Source organism: Rhodobacter sp. SY28-1 (assembly GCF_005222785.1).
GTDB lineage: Bacteria > Pseudomonadota > Alphaproteobacteria > Rhodobacterales > Rhodobacteraceae > Tabrizicola.
The window spans coordinates 363,110-378,945 of record NZ_STGH01000002.1 but is presented as its reverse complement, the minus strand read 5'-3'; the positions used below and the strand labels follow the sequence as shown (position 1 = coordinate 378,945).

General features: G+C 64.1%; 15 protein-coding genes and 1 pseudogene. 14 read left to right on the top strand and 2 right to left on the bottom strand.

Going from position 1 to position 15,836, the window contains the following annotated elements; genetic code table 11:
- The first annotated feature begins 109 nt into the window (after positions 1-109).
- From E8M84_RS10850 to E8M84_RS10835, 4 genes are all read left to right on the top strand, one after another.
- Complete coding sequence (locus E8M84_RS10850) at positions 110-1,012, top strand: transglutaminase family protein (RefSeq protein WP_137111218.1); 903 nt, start codon at positions 110-112, stop codon at positions 1,010-1,012.
- An 82-nt stretch (positions 1,013-1,094) separates the two neighbouring features.
- Positions 1,095-1,577 (top strand): DUF2383 domain-containing protein, encoded by a 483-nt coding sequence (locus E8M84_RS10845; RefSeq protein WP_240790353.1) that lies wholly within the window; start codon positions 1,095-1,097, stop codon positions 1,575-1,577.
- A gap of 176 nt (positions 1,578-1,753) precedes the next feature.
- Complete coding sequence (locus tag E8M84_RS10840) at positions 1,754-2,170, top strand: CopG family transcriptional regulator (protein WP_137111818.1); 417 nt, start codon at positions 1,754-1,756, stop codon at positions 2,168-2,170.
- Positions 2,171-2,407: 237 nt separating this feature from the next.
- Positions 2,408-3,253, top strand: a complete 846-nt coding sequence (locus E8M84_RS10835; RefSeq protein ID WP_240790352.1) for a PHB depolymerase family esterase — start codon at positions 2,408-2,410, stop codon at positions 3,251-3,253.
- 126 nt (positions 3,254-3,379) lie between these two features.
- On the opposite strand, the gene E8M84_RS10830 is transcribed toward E8M84_RS10835, so the two are convergent.
- Positions 3,380-5,455 carry a catalase gene (locus tag E8M84_RS10830; protein WP_137111216.1) on the bottom strand — a complete coding sequence of 692 codons (2,076 nt, stop codon included), beginning with the start codon at positions 5,453-5,455 and terminating at the stop codon, positions 3,380-3,382.
- A 487-nt stretch (positions 5,456-5,942) separates the two neighbouring features.
- A pseudogene (locus E8M84_RS10825) lies at positions 5,943-6,608 on the bottom strand (transposase).
- Positions 6,609-6,920: 312 nt separating this feature from the next.
- Here E8M84_RS10825 and E8M84_RS10820 point away from each other — a divergent pair.
- From E8M84_RS10820 to E8M84_RS10775, 10 genes are read left to right on the top strand one after another with little or no spacing between them, the layout of a single operon-like run.
- A complete protein-coding gene (locus tag E8M84_RS10820) occupies positions 6,921-8,111 on the top strand; it encodes an aldose 1-epimerase family protein (protein WP_137111215.1) in 1,191 nt (396 codons plus the stop codon).
- A gap of 2 nt (positions 8,112-8,113) precedes the next feature.
- A complete protein-coding gene (locus E8M84_RS10815; protein WP_137111214.1) occupies positions 8,114-9,211 on the top strand; it encodes a fatty acid desaturase family protein in 1,098 nt (365 codons plus the stop codon).
- Positions 9,208-9,516, top strand: coding sequence for a MocE family 2Fe-2S type ferredoxin (locus E8M84_RS10810; protein WP_137111213.1), 309 nt, complete (start codon positions 9,208-9,210; stop codon positions 9,514-9,516). Before E8M84_RS10815 ends, E8M84_RS10810 begins: the two co-directional genes overlap by 4 nt.
- Positions 9,513-10,310 (top strand): 3-methyl-2-oxobutanoate hydroxymethyltransferase, encoded by a 798-nt coding sequence (locus tag E8M84_RS10805; RefSeq protein ID WP_137111212.1) that lies wholly within the window; start codon positions 9,513-9,515, stop codon positions 10,308-10,310. The genes E8M84_RS10810 and E8M84_RS10805 overlap by 4 nt, the downstream gene beginning before the upstream one ends.
- On the top strand, positions 10,307-11,065 hold the full coding sequence (locus E8M84_RS10800; RefSeq protein WP_137111211.1) for an oxidoreductase: 759 nt from the start codon (positions 10,307-10,309) through the stop codon (positions 11,063-11,065). The genes E8M84_RS10805 and E8M84_RS10800 overlap by 4 nt, the downstream gene beginning before the upstream one ends.
- A gap of 2 nt (positions 11,066-11,067) precedes the next feature.
- A complete protein-coding gene (locus E8M84_RS10795; protein WP_137111210.1) occupies positions 11,068-11,982 on the top strand; it encodes a MurR/RpiR family transcriptional regulator in 915 nt (304 codons plus the stop codon).
- Positions 11,979-12,704, top strand: a complete 726-nt coding sequence (locus E8M84_RS10790; RefSeq protein ID WP_137111209.1) for an SDR family NAD(P)-dependent oxidoreductase — start codon at positions 11,979-11,981, stop codon at positions 12,702-12,704. The genes E8M84_RS10795 and E8M84_RS10790 overlap by 4 nt, the downstream gene beginning before the upstream one ends.
- The gene (locus E8M84_RS10785) at positions 12,697-13,845 is read left to right on the top strand and encodes a Gfo/Idh/MocA family protein (protein WP_137111208.1); all 1,149 of its coding nucleotides are present in this window, start codon (positions 12,697-12,699) and stop codon (positions 13,843-13,845) included. The genes E8M84_RS10790 and E8M84_RS10785 overlap by 8 nt, the downstream gene beginning before the upstream one ends.
- A 12-nt stretch (positions 13,846-13,857) precedes the next feature.
- A complete protein-coding gene (locus tag E8M84_RS10780) occupies positions 13,858-14,772 on the top strand; it encodes a sugar phosphate isomerase/epimerase (protein ID WP_137111207.1) in 915 nt (304 codons plus the stop codon).
- Positions 14,773-14,802: 30 nt separating this feature from the next.
- Positions 14,803-15,819, top strand: coding sequence for an ABC transporter substrate-binding protein (locus tag E8M84_RS10775; RefSeq protein WP_137111206.1), 1,017 nt, complete (start codon positions 14,803-14,805; stop codon positions 15,817-15,819).
- Positions 15,820-15,836 lie beyond the last annotated feature (17 nt).

Sequence of the window (15,836 nt, the reverse complement as noted above, 5' to 3'; positions counted from 1 at the left end):
GAAGCCGATCCGAATGAGCATGGTGAAGCCTGTCTTGGGAATGCCGTTGGGTAGCCCCGTTTCGCAAGGTCTACCTGACTTCCAACGCTACGCGACCGGAAAGGTTCCAATGGCCAGCATCATCCGCATTCTGCACACGACCGAGTATCTTTATGATCAGCCGGTGATGCTGAACCCGCACCGGCTGATGTTGCGGCCAAGGGACGGCCATGACCTGTGGGTCGACGACGCCTATCTGACGATCTCTCCTCGGGCATCGCTTCGGTGGTTCTTCGATACCTTCGGCAATTCCATCGCAGAGGCGAGGTTCGACACCCTTACCAAGCGACTTCTCATCGAAAGCGAGCTTCTTTTGCGGCGCTACACGTCGGATCTGAGCGGCGAGAAAGCGGGAACACACAGCTGTCCGTTCCCGTTTAGATATACGAAAGATGAAGCGTTGGACCTCGCTCCGTTTCTGGCGCTGCAGAACCCGGGGGATGAAGCCCCCTTGCGCACCTGGCTGGCGGCGACCTTCGATGCGCCCGGTGCTGATGCGCTGACAGTGCTGCGCAGCCTGAGCGACTGCCTGCACCTCAACCTGCACTATTCGGCACGGGAAGAGATGGGCACGCAATCGGCGGCCGAGACATTGGAGCTTGGAGTCGGCACCTGCCGGGACTTCGCCTTTCTGTTCATGGAGGCCGCACGCTGTCTTGGGTTCGCCGCCCGCTTTGTCACCGGCTACCTGAACGACCGACCAAGGGGGCTGGGTTTGCAGGGCGGTGGATCAACCCACGCCTGGGCGGATGTCTACGTTCCGGGCGAGGGCTGGATCGAATTCGATCCGACCAACCGGATCACGGCGGGAAGTGACCTGATTCGGGTGGCCACCACCCGCACACCCGAGCAGGCCTCCCCGATCTCGGGCAGCTTTCAGGGAAACGGCGCCGTGTGTCTGGGTCTGCACGTCAGCGTCGACGTCGGAGAGGTGGAGGCCGCCTCACCTGCCGGACCGGGCGACCCTGCGTAAGGCGTGGCCCCAGCGGAACTGAATCGGACGCTGCTGGGTTCTTCTGGCGAACGGACAATATCTGGATCGCGAGGAGAGCGCCATGTTGACCCCCCAAATCGCTGCCGCCATGCTGGACTCATCATCAACAGACCCGAACGCCAGCGCAGAAGCGGGCAAGGACGCGCTTGTCACCTTGCACGAACGGACCGTCGATGCGCTGAAGGGCTATGTGAAGATGGTCGACAAGGCCGAGCCAGAGTTTCTTCCCGTTGCCCAACGGTTCCACGACCTTCACGCACGGCACGCAGCTACCCTGGCCGGGAAGCTTTCTTCCATGGGTGTCGCCGTCGATCCGGACGGGACCCTGATGGGCACGATCAATGAAACCGTCGTCGGCCTGCGCGCCTTCTTTGACCAGATCGACGAGGATGTGATGAGCAGCATCCGCAACGGCGAAAACCATGTCCTTGAAGCGTTCGACGACGCATTGGATCTTCCGCTTTCGCCTGAGGATGCCGCCGACATCTCGGCCATGCGTGACGAACTTGTCGGGCTCTTGGAAGACACGCGCGACCTTGATTGAAGCAAGCGTTGGCACCGCCGTAGCGACCCCGATGCTGGGTCGATACGGTGGCGCACCAGATTTTTCAGCCGAGCCTCGGCTTGCCCGACGCAGGCGCTTTGGCGCCAGCCGATGCAAGACAGGTCCTTGTGCTTTCCCGGCACAACATCCATATACCATCCATGGAGATGGTAGACATGGAAAACGTAACACCACTGCGCGCACCGCAGCCTGACAGCGAAAAGCTGACGATCAACCTTGGTTATGTCGACCTGGGGCGGATCGAGCTCCTGGTTCAGGAGGGTTTCTACGCCAACCGGAGTGACTTCATCCGGACGGCGATCCGAAAGCAACTGGATCAGCATGGCGATGTCGTCAGTGGCACCATCGAACGCCAGACGCTGGCGTTGGGCCTGCGCGACTATACCCGCGATGAACTTGAGACGCTGCGCGCTGCAGGCGAGATGGTGCATGTCAGGATGGTCGGACTGGTGCGTATTGCCAGCGACGTCTCCCCCGAACTGGCGCGCGCGACGATCGCATCGGTAAATGTCCTAGGCGGGCTGCAAGCCTCGGCCGAGGTGAAGAAAATCCTGGCCGATCGCATTCGGTAGAATCCAAAGGAAGACATGATGAAGACGTTGATTCCACGTGCATTCGGCACGGCGGCAAACCTCGCGCGCGCCGGTTCGGCAGCAGAGTATGCGAACGACCTTGTGCGGCGGACCCTGGCCCAGCACGGCCTTGCCCCGCAGACAAAGGACACGGTCCTTGCGCCAAGAAGTGCAGGGCCGACAAATCCAAGGTCGGCAAAGATGGCCAAGGGGGCAAAGCCAACCTCGGCCACAGGGATGCCGGACGGGGCCTCCTTCACGGCCAGCAATTTCTCCTGCACCGAGGGCGAGCGGCGCTATTTGACCTACCTTCCCGCCAGCGTATCAGATGGGCTTCAGGGCCTTGTCGTCATGCTCCACGGCTGCACGCAGACGCCCGAGGACTTTGCCGCCGGCAGCCGGATGAACGCGCTTGCCGAACAGCACCGCCTGCTCATCGTCTATCCCCATCAGTCGCGCGGGGAAAATGCGCAGTCCTGCTGGAACTGGTTCCGCCGTGGTGACCAGATGCGCGACCGGGGTGAGCCCGCCATCCTCGCCGGTTTGGCAGAACAGATTGCCGCGCGGCACGATGTTCCGTCGGACAAGGTCTTTGCGGCCGGACTGTCGGCTGGTGGGGCGATGGCGGCGATCCTGGGTGAAACCTATCCCGAGGTCTTTTCCGCCATCGGTGTGCATTCCGGACTGCCGGTCGGGTCGGCCAAGGATGTGCCCTCGGCCTTTGCCGCGATGTCGGGCAATCCGATGCCGCGCGCGTCGACCCAGCGCGCGCCTGCAGCGCGGGCCATAGTGTTGCACGGAACGGCGGACAGCACGGTTCATCCGCGCAATGGCCACGAGATCGTCGCCCAGGCGCTAGAGGCCGGACCGGTCCAGACACTTCAGACCGAAGATCGGGGCCAGGCCGCAGGTCGCAGCTACACCCGAAATGTGACCGTCGATGGTGCCGGGATTGCCCTGGTCGAACATTGGGAGATTGACGGTCTGGGGCATGCCTGGTCCGGTGGGTCACCCGATGGCAGCTACACGGACAGTAAAGGCCCCGACGCCAGCGCCGAGATCATCCGGTTCTTCCTGGTATAGTACCACCGGACCTTTGGCCAGGGCGTGCAGCGTCACGTTTCCTGGTCATGGGTCAGCCGCCGGAAGCAGACGGGCTGCCCTATCCGGGCAGCCCAGTTTCCGCGCGCTTGGGCAACGGCCGGTCAATCAGACCGGCAGTTTGACCTTCTTCTCGCGACTCCATTCCCGTGACGACAGCAGGGCCACCAGACTTTTGACTCCATCCGGCAAGGCGATGACGGACTTGTCCGCTGTCACTCCGGCCTTCTCCAGAAGCGCCTGAGCTCCGGGGGAATGGCCGATCGCCTTGCAATGCGCGTAGGCGTCGGACACGAAGTCCAGGGCGGCTTTCTCACCCTGCAACATCTGCGCCCCTGCGTCCGACAGCACCAGCGCCACCGCGTCAAAAAGAACGGAGGGCGCGCCGTCGATCTTTTCGTCGGCAGGCAGATGCTTTCCGCCTTTTAGCGTCACTCCGCCGACCTTCGGCGCGATGATCTTTACGGATGCGCCTGCCTCTGTCGCCGCGCTTTTCAAAGCGGCGACAACTTCACCCTCCGCGCCGTCGGTGACCAGGATACCCAGACACCGGCCGGTCAACGGCGCTGTCTTCTTCAGGATCGACAAGGCGGACGACACCGGCAAATCAAGGACTGGCTTGGCCGGGGGCATTGCGGGCGGCAGCGCTACCCCCAGCCCGTCGGCAACCCGTGCGGCCAGATCCTCCCCGACGTTGCGCAACTGTGCCAGCGCCCGTTCGCGGACATGCGGCAGCTGCACCTTGGACAGCTCGAACACCAGTGCGGCGACGATATGCCCCTGCTCGACCTCGGTCTGCGAGGCGAAGAACATCCGCGCCTGGCTGAAGTGGTCGGCAAAGCTTTCCGAACGGACCCGGCGCTTTTCGGCTGCGGGCTCTTCAAACCGGGCAACGGATACAAAGCCCTGGTCCGACGCCCTCGGCCCGCCGTCCTCACCCGCCTCACTCAGGCTGTTGGGCTCATAGTTCGCCCGACCCTGCGGGACCATCGTCTGCATCATGCCGTCGCGCTGGAAATTGTGCATCGGGCACTTGGGCGCGTTGACCGGGATCTGATGAAAGTTCGTCGTGCCCAGCCGGGACTTCTGGGTGTCGAGATAGGAAAACAGCCGCCCCTGCAACAGCGGGTCGTTGGAGAAATCAATCCCCGGCACGATGTTCGTGGGCAGGAAGGCCACCTGCTCGGTCTCGGCAAAGAAATTGTCCGGCCAGCGGTCCAGCACCATCCGCCCGATGATGCGCAGCGGCACGTCCTCTTCGGGGATCAGCTTGGTGGCATCCAGCACGTCATAGGGTTGCGCATCGGCGAAGGCCTCGTCGAACACCTGGATGCCAAGATCCCATTCCGGGAAATCGCCAGCCTTGATCGCGTCGAAGAGGTCGCGGCGGTGATAGTCGGGATCGGCACCGGAAATCTTCACGGCCTCGTCCCACAGGGTCGACTGCACACCCAGGCGGGGACGCCAGTGGAACTTGACAAACGTCGCCTCGCCCTCGGCATTGACCAAGCGGAAGGTGTGGACGCCAAAGCCTTCCATCATTCGCAAACTGCGCGGCAAGGCACGGTCCGACATCGCCCACATGATCATGTGCATCGATTCCGGCATCAGCGAGATGAAATCCCAGAACGTGTCATGCGCCGAGGCCGCTTGCGGAAAGCCGCGATCGGCCTCCGGCTTGACCGCGTGCACAAGGTCCGGAAACTTGATCGCATCCTGGATGAAGAAGACCGGGATGTTGTTGCCGACCAGATCCCAGTTGCCTTCTTGGGTGTAGAACTTGACCGCGAACCCGCGCACGTCGCGTGGCGTATCCTTCGACCCTTTCGAACCGGCGACGGTCGAGAACCGCACAAAAACCGGAACCTTCGCGCCCTTTTTCTGGAACAGCGAGGAGCGGCTCAGCTCTGGGATTGCTTCGGTGCATTCAAAGGTGCCATGCGCGCCAGTTCCCCGGGCATGGACGATGCGTTCGGGAATCCGTTCATGGTCAAAGTGGAAGATCTTCTCGCGGAGCACGAAATCTTCCAACAGCGTCGGCCCGCGCGGCCCCGCCTTCAGCGAGTTCTGATTGTCTGATACCGGAACACCGTGATTTGTGGTCAGGATGTCGCCCCCGCGCTGTTGCGTTTCTCCGCCTGTCCCTTTGGGAATGTCAGGAGCCGTCTCTTGATTGCTCGCCATGGTTTCATCCTTTTGTTCGAGGGCTGTTGTCGGGCGGTTGACGGACGGATCAGGACCTGCGGGACGATAGGCCGCCCGATGGGATCCCTCTTGAAATCGGAGCTCCAACTTCAGCCGTTCTCGTAGGTTGCGTGTCGAAAACCGCGAAGAGCCCTACGGTGTTTTCCACTCACATTTGTCTTTGTGGCAACGCAGGATGGGGCCAATGGTTCCTGCACCGGCGCAAGGTCTGCCACAAATGCACCCGCTTTTGCTGACACAGCCGACCCGAGCGCCACACCCCCTTTTCCCGCCTGACGCATGCTTTGAGCCCAGTTCGGAATGTCCAGCTTCACCCCCCGCGCCTTGGCCACCGCCATCGCCTACTTGGTGCTTTGCTAGATCGCCTTGCGCCCGTCCAGAGCCACCAGCACCATGATTCTCAAGGTCAAGTCGGGCTGTCAGAAGAATGCGAAGTAGTCTCCGTTACCCCAGCCTCAGCTAATGATCAGGTAGTGAGAAGGCTGGGCCACTCTGCAAGAGCCGCGGCGTCGGTCTGCTTGTAGATTTCGCGGTTCTGGAGGTGACTCTCCGTTCGAAAGTGGGTGTGGACTGAGGCATTGACTGAGGAATACTTCTGCAACGTTCGCGTGCGCCGGTACCGCAACATCTCCCATTCTCGTCGTCAGAAGGGCAGGTGCGAGTACTCGGCGCGATTGTTGAGCCAGCGCCCCATCTAGCGGTCATCACTGCGGCCCAGGTCCTCTAGAACAGCACCGCACGATCTTGACCGATCCGTCGCCGAGGAATTTCAGGCTGCCTTGCAACCTCTGTTCTTGGTGACGCTGCTTTTCCGCACTTCACCTTCGTGATCAACCGCCCGCCAGAGGTAGCGTGTCAACCGTTGATTTTCATGTAGACCTCGTCCAACTGCCACTGCCAGTGGCGATGGGCGCGCATCGCTTCGACCCGCTTGTCCCTGATCTCGGCGGTGAACATCGGGCCAAACCTGTTCCACCAATTGCGCACGGTCTCGTGGCTAACCTCGATACCGCGCTCATGCAGGAGACCCGCGACGTTACGGAGCGACAGTGGGAAGCGGACGAAGAGCATCACCGCCAGACGGATTCTCTCGGCTCGTCTTTAAGTACTGGAAAGGGGAGCGTTTGTTCATCCAGCGACGCTAGCGGGCCAGCGTACCAAGCCGCGGCCAAGTTCCTTTGACAACGCCTCCTTGCGAGCGACTACCATCGGCGTAAAGCCAAGTGCTTCGACGACACCTAGGCCAACATTTTGCGGGTTGAGCCGTCCATCCATAATGTGCGGATTGTCGGGTAGTTGGGCACGGTAACCTCGCGGGATTCACCGTTGATGGGCTGATGGAATCTGATTGTTTTCTCGCTGGCCGCATCGCTGTTGGCCGGTATTGTCTCCAGCAAGGCGGCGCGGGTCGCAAGGCGATACCGCTTGGGAGGACCCTTCGGCAATGCCGGAGCTTTACGGTAGAGAGGTGGATGCGGCGGCGCTGTCGGCGCGGGCAGGCAGCCTGACGCAGTTCGGCGGCGTGCGGCTGGTCACGGCGGGCGATGGGGTGGAGCGGGGACTGCGGCTGCTCGAGTTCCGCACCGGGTCGGGCCTGTGCTTTACCGTGCTTGTCGACCGGGCGATGGACATCGGCGAGGTGTCGCATGCAGGCCGCGCTATCGGCTGGCATTCCCCCACCGGCTTCCGTCATCCGGGCCTGCACGAACCCGAGGGCGAGGATGGACTGGGCTGGGTGCGGTCCTTCTCGGGCTTTCTGGCGACGGGCGGGCTGGACCATATCCTTGGCCCGGAAGAGGTGGATGCCGCCGAGTATGATTACCCCCGTCGTGCCACGGTGCGGCACGGGCTGCACGGACGGATCGGCGGCGCACCGGCGCGGCTGACCGGCTATGGCGAAAGGTGGGAGGGCGACCGCTGCGTCCTCTGGGCCGAAGCGGTGGTGCGGCAGGCCGCCGTCTTTGCCGAGGTGCTGGAGCTGCACCGCCGGATCGAGGCCGATCTGGGCGGCAACGAGATCCGCGTGACCGACCGGGTGGTGAACGCGGGCTTTGCGTGCACGCCGCACATGATGCTGTACCACGTCAACGTCGGCTATCCCGTTCTGGACGAGGGCGCGCGCTATCTGGCCCCGATCCGCGAGGTGGTTTGGGTCTCACACGGTGACGGGCTGGAGGCGCAGGGCGTGGGTTACGGCCGGTGCCCCGCGCCGCAACCGGGCTTCCGCGAACAGGTGTGGCAGCATGACATGGCCTCCGACGCGGCGGGTCTTGTGCCCGTGGCGCTGGTGAACGACCGGATCGGGCTGGGCATCCTGGTCGAGACACGCAAGGATCAGCTGCCCTGCGCGCTGCAGTGGCAAAACTTTCGCAGCGGCAATTATGTGATGGGGATCGAGCCGGTCAGCCACCATGTCCTGGGCAATCGCTTTGCACGCGACCGGGGAGAGATGATCTGGCTGAACCATGGCGAGGAGCGCCGTTATGACGTTCGCTTTGCCGTGCTGGACGGGGCAGGGGCCATTGCCGAGACTGAGGTTCGGATCGCCAGTCTGTGCCGCCAGCCCGATACCGATTACCCGCAACCGACCGGACAGTTCGCCCGGTTGAACCAGGACGGAAAGGCCCCGTCATGACGATGACCGACACGCCCTTTGTGCCCCGCGACTATTCGCTGACTGGCCCCGAAAACGCCCGAGCCGTGGCGGCAGGGCTTGCTTCGGCTGAGTGGTATCACTCCGACGTGCCGCGCAAGGTGATGAAGGACCTGATGCAACGGACCGATGGCCCGGCGATCCGCGATACGATCCTATGGCTGGGTCTACTGGTCGTCAGTGGCGCAGGCGGCGTGCTGACCTGGGGCACCTGGTGGGCGGTGCCGTTCTTCCTGGTTTACGGCGTGCTTTACGGCTCAGCCTGCGACAGCCGCTGGCACGAATGCGGGCACGGCACGGCTTTCCGCACGCCTTGGATGAACGATGTGGTCTACCTGATTGCCAGCTTTATGGTGATGCGCAATCCGGTCAGCTGGCGGTGGAGCCATGCACGCCACCACACTGACACGATCATCGTCGGGCGCGACCCCGAGATCGGGCATATGCGCCCGCCAAGCCTGGGAATGAAGGCGCTGGCTTTCGTCGGCATCCCCGACATCTGGCTGCACTTCCGCATCCTGTTGCGCAACGCGGCGGGGATCATCACCCCCGACGAGGCGGATTATCTGCCGGAAAGCGAACGCGGCAAGGCGATCTTCTGGGCGCGGGTCTTCGTCGCGATCCATTTGGCCGCCGTGGTCTGGGCGCTGGTCAGTTGGTCGATCCTGCCGCTGATGCTGATCGGGGGGCCGCGCATCTATGGCACCTGGCACATGGTGATGACGGGCCTTTTGCAGCATGGCGGGCTGGCCGAGGATGTGCTGGACCACCGGCTGAACAGCCGCACTGTCTACATGAACCCGATCAGCCGCTGGATCTACTGGAACATGAACTACCACGTCGAACACCACATGTTTCCCATGGTGCCCTATCACGCGTTGCCCCGGTTGCATGCGATCATCAAGAACGACCTGCCGGTGCCGGACCCTTCGATCCCCGTGGCCTATGCCTGGATGATCCGCGCCCTGTGGCGGCAGCGGCATGAGCCGGGCTATACGATGACGCCGGTTCTGCCACCGACCGCGCGGCCTTTCCGGGCCGAGTTGCACGACCATGTTCCAGCGCGGGAGGGTGTGGCATGACCTGGGTTTCGGTGTGCCCGGAGGGCGAGATTGACCCCGAGGACGTGATCCGCTTTGACCATGGAGGGCGGACCTATGCGGTGTACCGGTCTGCCGCGGGGGAGCCATTTGCGACGGACGGCCTGTGCACGCATGAAAAGGTGCATCTGTCGGACGGTTTGGTCATGGATGACACCATCGAGTGCCCCAAGCACAACGGGCGGTTCAATTATCGCACCGGGGCGCCGCTACGCGCGCCGGTCTGCGTGGCGCTGGCGACCTACCCGGCGCGAATCAACGATGGGCAGATCGAGGTGGACCTATGACCCGGCGGCTTCCCACGGTAGCTGACCTGCTCGCCGACAAGGGCAAGGGTCAGAAGACGATGCTGCGCTACTTCTCGCTGGACGAGGCGGCTGCGGCCGAGGCGGCGGGGATCGACATCGCCTCGGTCCCGCCGGAATTGTTGGCGCATCCGCAGTATCGGCAGCGGGCACCGGCGGTGTTCAGCATGACGGGCAAGGCCCATCCCGAGGCGGGGACGGCGGATGATTACCTGCGGTTCTGTGGCACGATGCTGCAGGCGGGGGCGGATGCGTTGTATTGCTCGGGCAGTTTCCAGACGGTGGAATATCTGGCGCGGGAATATGTGCCAGTTGTGGGGCATGTGGGGCTGGTGCCGTCGCGGGCGACGTTCACCGGCGGGTTCCGGGCGGTGGGCAAGACCGCCGAAGGGGCGATTGCCCTGTATCACGAGTGTCGCCGCTATCACGAGGCGGGGGCCTTCGCCGTGGAGATCGAGGTGGTGCCGGTCGAGGTTGCCTCGGCGATCAGCGCGCGTTTGCCGATCCTGTTGTGGTCGATGGGGTCAGGGCCGGGCTGCGATGCGCAGTATCTGTTTGCCGAGGATATCCTGGGCGAAAACCAGGGGCATATGCCGCGCCATGCCAAGGTCTACCGCAACTTTGCGGCGGAGCTGGACCGGCTGCAGGCGGAACGGATTGCGGCCTTCAACGAGTTCCGGGCGGATGTGGCCAGCGGGGCCTATCCAGAGGCGAAGCATGTCGTGGCGATGGACCCGCGTGAGCATGAGGCGTTTCTGAACGGGATCGGCGGATGAAATTCGGCCTTTCGGACAAGGCTGTCATCGTCACCGGGGCGGCCAGCGGCATCGGGGCAGCGATTGCCCGGATGCTGGCAGGCGAGGGGGCGGACAGCCTGATCCTGACCGACCGTGACGGGCCGGGGCTGGCGCAGATCGCGGCGGAGCTGTCGGCGGTTTCGGTCGAGGCGGACCTGATGGACTCGGGCGCTCCTGCCGTCATCGCAGGGGCTGCGCTGGATCGGTTCGGGCGGATCGACGGGCTGGTGAACGCGGCGGGGCTGACGACGCGCGGGTCTTTCGAGACGGGAACGGTCGAAACCTGGGAGGCCCTGTTTACCGTCAACGCCCGTGCGGGGTTCTTCCTGATGCAGGCGGCGATTGCCGACATGCGGCGGCGGGGGGCGGCGGGGGCCATCGTCAACATCCTGTCGATGAACGCCTATTGCGGGATCCCGGAACTGGCGGTCTACTCGGCCACCAAGGGGGCGATGGTGACGCTGACGAAGAACGCCGCCCACGCCCATATGGCCGATCGGATCCGGGTGAACGGGATCAACCTGGGCTGGGTCGCGACCGAGGCGGAGCAGGCGTTGCAGGCCGCGCGGCACGGGCCGGGCTGGCTGGAGGCGCAGGCGGCCGCGCAGCCCTTGGGGCGGCTGGTGACGGCAGAGGAGTGTGCGCGGCTGGCGGTGTTCCTGCTGTCAGAGGCGTCGGTCCCGATGAGCGGGGCGGTGATCGATCTGGAGCAGAAGGTGGCGGGGGCGATCTGACGATGGACGAGACGAACCGGGCGGCCCCGCGCGATTTCGAGGACCTGCGCCGGGCGCTGGTGGACCGGTCGGGAACGCTGAGCAAGCGGCTGGCGCAGGTGGCGCAGTTCTTCCTGAACCATCCCGAGGAGGTGGCGGTGTCCACGCTTGTCCGGCTGGCGCAACTGGCCAACGTGCCGCCCGCGACGATCACCCGGTTCGCCAAAGAGCTGGGGTTCCAGGGCTTTGCCGAGTTGCAACTGGTGTTCCGCGAGCGTCTGCTTGGCCCGCGCCTGCCCTATGCCGACCGCTTGTCGGGCATGGCGGACGGCGATCTGGACCGGCCGGGGAATGTCTTTGGCAGTTTTGTCGAGGCGGCGGTGCAATCGCTGCTGCGGATCGAAGAGGCGCTGGACCGCACGCAACTGGACGCCTGTGTCGAAGTGCTGGCCACAAGTGAGGTGGTGCATGTCGCGGCCGCGCGGGGGGCGTTCGGGCTGGGGGCCTATACCGTCTATGGGTTGGGAAGCATCGGGCGGCGGGCTCAACTGGTGGACAACCTGGGGTCGATGCGGGCAATGCAGGTCGCGGCGATGGGGCCGGGGGATACCCTGCTGGCGATGACCTTCGACGACTACACGCCCGAGACGGTGGAGGTGGCACGGTTGGCCGCGCAGCGCGGTCACCGGGTGCTGGCGATCACCGACAACGCGTTGAGCCCGGTCGCGGGTCTGGCGACTCATGTGCTCTATGTGAACGAGGCGCGGCTGGGCCATTTCCGTAGCCAAGTGCCGGCGATGGTCGTGGCGCAGGCGATGATCGTGGGCCTGGGCCGGCGGCTGAGTTTGGGTGAAAATTTTCAATCTATGAAAAATGAAAATCCTGTTGCATCGACTCGAGTGCTGGCCAAGGATGGCGGCGGGAGGACTGCGGGATGAAGCACAGCCGGTTCGAGTTCGACGGGGCGGAGGTTCTGGTCGTTGGCGCAAGCCGGGCGGGAATCGGGGCGGCGATTGCGCGGGCGTTCCAGGATGCCGGCGCGCGTGTCGCGATCACTGGAGCCGAACCGGAAGCCGCACCCGAGGACAGGACGCGGTTTGCCTATACCCAGCTGGACGTGACCGACGGGGAAACTGTGCGCGACTTTGCGGCGCGGCGGGAAAGGCTGGACGTGCTGGTGAACTGCGCCGCGATCACCGCGCGGGGCGAGGAGATGGCGCCGGACTTCTTTGCCCATGTGGTGAACGTGAATCTGCATGGCACCTTTCGGATGGCCGAGGCGTTTCATGCTCAGTTGAAAGCGGCCAAGGGGGTGCTGGTCAACATCGCCTCGATGTATGCGACCTTCGGCAGCCCGAAGAATCCGGCCTATGGCGCGTCGAAGGCGGCGGTGGTGCAGCTGACGAAATCGCTGGCGATTGCCTGGGCGGGGGATGGCATCCGGGTGAACGCGGTGGCCCCAGGATTTGTCGTCACGCAGCAATCGGCGCGGTCGCGCACGGACCCGGCGCATGTGGCGGCGGTCAATCTGCGGACACCGATGGGCCGCTGGGGCCAGCCGGAGGATATTGCCGGGCCAGTGCTGTTCCTTGCCTCGGACGCGGCGGCGTTCATGACCGGCACCTGCCTTGCCATTGACGGAGGATATTCGGTTGGCTGACCTTTCCCACATCGGCGCGGCGGTCATCGGGACCGGCTTTATCGGCGCGGTGCATTTGTCCACCTTGCGGCGGCTGGGGATTCCGGTCGTGGGCGTGCTGGGGTCCAGCGCGGCTCGGGGTGGGGAACGGGCGAAGGCGCTGGGGGTGGCGAAGGCCTATGGGTCGCTCGATGAGCTTTTGGCCGATCCGGCTGCGCAGGTGGTGCATGTCACCTCGCCCAACGTGGCGCATTATCCGCAGGTCAAGGCGATCCTGGCGGCGGGCAAGCATGTGATCTGCGAAAAGCCCTTGGCGATGACGGCCGCGCAATCGGCCGAGATGGTGGCGATGGCGCTGGCCAGCGGCAAGGTCGCGGCAGTGTGCTACAACACGCGGTTCTATCCGCTGAACCAGCATGCCCACGGCATGATGAAGGCTGGCGCGCTGGGCGATCTGCGGTTGATCACCGGGCATTTTCATCAGGACTGGCTGGCCAAGGAGACAGACTGGAACTGGCGGCTGGAGGCCGAAGAGGGCGGGCCGCTGCGGTCGGTCAGCGATATCGGGACGCATTGGGTGGACCTGACGAACTTCATCACCGGGCAGAAGCCGATTGCAGTGATGGCGGAGCTGGCGACCTTCATCCCAGAACGGCAGAAACCGCTGGGGCCGGTCGAGACGTTCACTGCCACCAAGGGCCCGACCGAGACCCGGAAGATCGAGACGGACGACGCGGCGACGATCCTTCTGCGTTATGGCAACGGCGGGCGGGGAATGATGTCGACCAGCCAGGTCAGCCACGGGCGGCGCGGGCTTTTGTGCTGGGACTTGTCCGGCTCCAAGGCTTCGGCGGCGTGGTCGGCCGAACATCCGGAGGATCTGTGGATCGGCCATCGCGAGGCGCCGAACCAGGTGCTGCTGCGCGATCCGTCGTTGATGAATGCAACGGGCGCGGCGGCGGCGTTCATGCCGGGCGGGCACCCGGAAGGCTTTGGCGACACTTGGGCCGCGTTCTTTACTCAGGTCTATCGCGATGTCGGGCGAGGGGGCAGGGGGGAGCAGTCGACCTGGGCCACCTTTGACGATGGGCATTACGAGATGCTGTTTTGCGATGCCGTTCTGGCCAGTGCGGCAAGCGGCAGCTGGGTCAGCGTCGGGTAGAGGGAGAGACACATGCATCTTGGCATCCTGACGGCACCCTTTGCGGAGATGTCCTTGGAGAAGGTCGCCGATTACGCCGCGGGGGCGGGGTTCGAGGCGCTGGAGATCGCCTGCTGGCCGCAGGCAGGGGGCGAGAAGCGGCGCTATGCCGGGACGGCGCATCTTCCGGTCGAAGACATGACGGCGGCGCGGGCCTCCGAGATCATGGGGATGATCGCGGGGAAGGGGTTGTCGGTGTCGGGTCTGGGCTATTATCCGAACCCGTTGCATGCGGAAGCGGGGCACCGCGAGGCGGTGACCTCTCATCTGAAGAGGGTCATCTCGGCGGCCGGGCTGATGGGGGTGAAGGTGGTCAACACCTTTGTCGGGGGCGACCGTTCACTGACCGTCGATCAGAACTGGGAACGGGCAACCGGGATTTTCGCCCCCATCGTGGCCCATGCGCGGGACAAGGGCGTGACGCTGGCCTTCGAGAACTGCCCGATGATCTTCAGCCACGACGAATGGCCGGGCGGGCACAACATCGCCTATGCGCCGAAGATCTGGCGGCGGATCTTCGAGACCTGGGGCGACGCCGTGGGCATGAATTACGACCCCAGCCACCTGGTTTGGCAGATGATCGACGCGAACCGCTTTGTCCGCGAATTCGGCCCTCGGATGGTCCATGTTCACGCCAAGGACCTGATGATCGACCGCGACGGGCTTTACGACCATGGCATCCTGTCCGCCGGGATGGGCTGGCAGATCCCCCGGATGCCGGGGCTGGGAGAGGTTGACTGGCAAGATTTCTTCGCCACCCTCTATCGCGCGGGCTACGATGGCCCCATCATCATCGAACACGAGGACCGCGACTTCGAAGGCTCGGACGAAAAAATCAAACGCGGCTTCGCCTTGGCGCGGGATGTGCTGCGCCCTTACGTCAAGTAGAACGACAACCAACGATCTGGGAGGATCACCATGAAACGACTGCTTTTTGGAACCGCGATGGCCCTGGGCCTGACCGGGATGGCCGCCGCCGAGGGCTACAAGATCGGCATCTCGAACACCGTGCAGGGGAACGGCTGGCGCGAGCAGATGGTCTGCGCGATGAAGGCCGAAGCGCTCGCCTCGGGCAAGGTCGAAAGCCTGAACATCGCCCACCGCAACACCGATGCTGCGGGCCAGTTGGAAGACATCCGCAACCTGATCCAGGCGGGCGTCAACGCCATCGTGGTCAACCCGTCGAACAGCGAAGGGATCAACGCCGCGATCAAGGAAGCGACCGATGCCGGGATCGTCGTCGTCGCCGTCGACCAGGCGGTGACCGAGCCGTCCGCCTATATCCTGTCGAACAACCAGACCGAATACGCCTACTTGGGTGCGAAGTGGCTGTTTGAACAGATGGGCGGCAAAGGTGCCGTGGTCTACATGCGCGGCGCTGCAGGTGCGGGTGCCGACAATGACCGTGACGTGGGCTTCAAGAAGGCGATGGCCGAGTTCCCGGAGATCACCGTCGCGCAGGAGGTCTTCACCGGCTGGCAGCAGGACCAGGGCAAGCAACAGATCAACGACATCATCGCCGCGGGCGTGCCGTTCCAGGGGATCTGGACCTCTGGCATCGACAACGTGATCGTCGACGCGCTGGTCGAAAGCGGCGCACCGATGGTTCCGGTCGTCGGCGCGGACAACGCGGGCTTCGTCGGCCAGCTTTCGTCGGTCGAGGGCCTGCAGGGTGCCGCCGTCACCAACCCCGGTTCCGTCGGTGGTGCGGGTGTCGCACTTGCGATCCAGATCCTGGACGGGAAGATGCCGGCCGAGAAGACCGTTCTGGTGAACCCGGCCTTGTGGGAAAACGTGACCGACGAGGGCAAGGCCAAGCTTGCAGCTGCCGCGAACCCGAACCTGTCGCCGGAATGGCCGGTGTCGGTGTCGATCGACGGCTGGACCAGCTACACGATGGACCAGATCATTGCCTGCAAGGGCCCGGGCGAGTAAGTCCGTCCGTCTGATCC